The 3,039-nt window shown below is 62.6% G+C and carries 2 protein-coding genes and 2 pseudogenes; all 4 read left to right on the top strand.

What is annotated here, in order from left to right:
- Nucleotides 1-261 (top strand): annotated as a pseudogene (locus tag ABW043_RS06705) (transposase); the annotation flags it as partial.
- Nucleotides 262-544: 283 nt separating this feature from the next.
- Entirely contained in the window at nucleotides 545-2,335 is a 1,791-nt protein-coding gene (locus ABW043_RS06700; protein ID WP_353920444.1) for a COG3415 family protein, read from the top strand.
- Nucleotides 2,336-2,427: 92 nt separating this feature from the next.
- Nucleotides 2,428-2,709 (top strand): annotated as a pseudogene (locus ABW043_RS06695) (helix-turn-helix domain-containing protein); the annotation flags it as partial.
- A 92-nt stretch (nucleotides 2,710-2,801) separates the two neighbouring features.
- Nucleotides 2,802-3,039 (top strand): transposase (locus ABW043_RS06690; RefSeq protein ID WP_353920445.1); only part of this gene is annotated, 238 nt, incomplete at its 3' end.

The following is a 3,039-nucleotide window of genomic DNA, read 5'->3' as shown; positions in this document are numbered from 1 at the left end:
AGTATCCCCGATCATTCGGCATTCAGCCGCGCGCGGCATGAGCGTTTCCGGGAGAGCGACGCCCTGCGGCGGGTTTTCTAGAGTGTGGTGGCGAAGTGCATCGTGGTCGGGCTGGTTGGCGGCGAAGGGTTTTCGATCGACGCGAGCCTGATCAAGGCAGATGTGGACAAGAAGAAGCGGGTGCTTGGCGATCAGCCGATTGCCTGGCCGAAGGGCAAGGAGGCGTCCCGTGCGGTTCGCGAGTATCTGACGGCTTTAGATTTAGACTAGCCTGGATTTCCACGGACAGGAATTCGGCTAACACGTGCCGCGGCTAAGCGATTCTTCTGACTCAATATTTCAATCAATTCTGTTATCAGTTATGGTGCACTGATGAGGCAGTTCATACATTGTCACTTGCGCATGCGCTACAAGGTCAAGCCTAGAACCCCCGCATGGGCCGAGAGATCAATTGGCCGCATTGTATACGGTCTTCTCTCGGCACGCAATACTTGTGCTGCAAGATCGACTTGACACAAGATATGGCATGTGACAGCGTGCATATGTGCCATTAAGCGCACCATATAGCATAACAGACCCGCGGCGCTTCTTCGCCGAACCGGCCACCCCGCGTCAGCGTCAGTACGAAGCCCTGCGGGCGTTCTATCTCGAGGGGCTCACATCGGCCCAGGCCGCCGAGCGCTTCGGCTATTCGCCAGGCGCGTTCCGGGTGCTGTGTCATGCGTTCCGCCACGGCGACCTGCCGGAGTTCTTCGCCACGACGCGTCCCGGGCCGCGCGAACAGCCGAAGAAAAGCGCTGCCCAGGAGCAGATCATCGCGCTGCGCAAGCGCAACTACTCGGTCTACGACATCAGCCGGGCGCTCAAGCAGCAAGGAACGCCACTCAGCGCTACGGCCGTGCGCGAGGTGCTGGCAACGCAAGGCTTCGCCCCGTTGCCACGCCGGCTCGATGAAGAGCGCCCGGTTCTGATCGGCCCGACCACCGAGGCGGTGGCCGACGTGCGCAGCTTTACCCTGGCGCCGCGTGAGTTCACCACCAGGATGGGAGGGCTATTCCTGTTCGTCCCAGACCTGGTGCATGTCGAGCTCGAGGCGCTGGCGCTGAGCGCCAAGCTTCCCGGCTCGCGCATGATCCCGGCCGCGCATGCGCTGCGCGCCGCCTTGGCCCTCAAGCTGTGGGCGATCGAACGCAAGAGCCACGTCATGGCCCTGGTGGCCGACGAGGGGTTGGCATTGTTCTGTGGTCTCAATGCGGTGCCGAAGAGGAGCTTCCTGGCCGAGTATTCCTCGCAGATCACGCCGCGCAAGGTCTCTCGCCTGCTCGGTCTGTGGCATGAGCAACTGACAGGCGAAGGGCTGTTCGCCGGTCACTCCCTCAATCTCGACTTCCATTCCGTGCCCTATTTCGGCGAGCACCCGGTTGTCGAAACCCACTATTTGGCCAAGCGAAGTCGCCGCCAACCCAGCATCCTCACGTTCCTCGCCCAGGATGCCGACAGCCAAGTGTTCTGCTATGCCAACGCCGACATCCGCAAGGGCGAGGAGGCGGAAGAGATCTTCCGCTTCATCGACTTCTGGACCGCCCACCACGGCGGCTCGCCGCGCCACCTGGTCTTCGACTCCAAGCTCACGACCTATCACGGTCTTGACCGGCTCGATCAAGCCGGCATCACCTTTTTGACCTTGCGTCGTCGCTCGCCAAAACTGCTGACCGAAGTCGAGCGGCTGCCGCCCTCCGCTTGGCGCACCATCACGCTCGACGTGCCCAACCGCAAGTACCGCACCCCGCGGGTCTTTGAGCAGAAGGTGCGGCCCAGGGAGCGCACGTTCCGCCAGTTCTTCATCACCGATCTCGGCCATGAAGAGCCCACCATCCTGCTCACCAACGACATGACCTCGAAGGCCGCAGCCATCATCGCCCGCTATGCCAAGCGCATGCTCATCGAAAATGCCCTCTCCGACGCCGTGCGGTTCTTCCACATCGACGCGCTCTCCTCATCGGTCGGCTTCAAGGTCGACTTCGACATGGCGCTTCTCGTCCTGGCCTCCGGTCTCTACCGGCGCATCGCCAGCCGCATGCGAGGCTACGACGAGGCCCAGGCACGCCTGATCTTTCGCGATCTCATCGACATGCCGGCCGACGTCGCCATCGCCGACGGCGAAATCACCGTCCGCTTCCATCGCCGCGCCCACCTGCCCATCGTCCTCGCCTCAGGAATCCTCGACAAACCGGTCGCGGTTCCCTGGTGGCACGGCTATTCTCTCCGCTTCGTCCAAAATCGGCCCGCCGCCGCCGGCGTTAGCCGAATTCCTGTCCGTGGAAATCCAGGCTAGAGCAAATTTCGTTCTGCTTGAATCGGGGGGGATTCCCGACGCTTTGTCAATGAGCGAATCTCTCGGCATTGATTCGTTTTTGGGAGCGAGCGATGCCGAAGCCTTATTCCATCGACTTGCGTGGCCGAGTGATTGAAGACGTGGAGACCGGTGCCTCGCGGCGTGAGGCGGCCGAACGCTATGGGCTCAGCCCGAGCGTGGTGGTGATTTGGGTGCAACGGTTCGAGGAGACCGGAAGCGTAGCGGCAAAGCCGAGCGGCGGCAGCACCTCGCCGCTGGAGAAGCACGCGAAATTTCTGCTGGCGCAGATTGCCAACAAGCCCGACCTGACGCTGGACGAGATCGTGGTGGCGATGCGCAAACGCAGGATCGCCGGCAGCCGCAGCGCGGTGTGGCGGTTCTTCGCCCGGCGCAACATCAGCTTCAAAAAAAAACTCTGTACGCGGTGGAGCAGAAGCGCGCGGACGTGGCCCGCGCCCGCCGCCGCTGGATGCGCGACCAAGGCATGTTTGACCCGGCGCGGCTGGTGTTCATCGACGAGACCTCCACCAACACCGCGATGGTGCGGCTGCGCGGCCGTGCTCCGCGTGGCGAGCGGCTGGTCGACTATGCGCCGCATGGAGCTTGGAAAACGGTTACCTTCGTGGGCGGCCTGCGACAACGCGGAATGACCGCACCGTTTGTGATCGAGGGCGCCATGAACG

Origin of the sequence: Devosia sp. (genome assembly GCF_040509215.1) — a bacterium.
GTDB lineage: Bacteria > Pseudomonadota > Alphaproteobacteria > Rhizobiales > Devosiaceae > Devosia.
The sequence above is the reverse complement of the archived record's forward strand: the minus strand, read 5'-3'. Positions and strand labels throughout refer to the sequence as shown.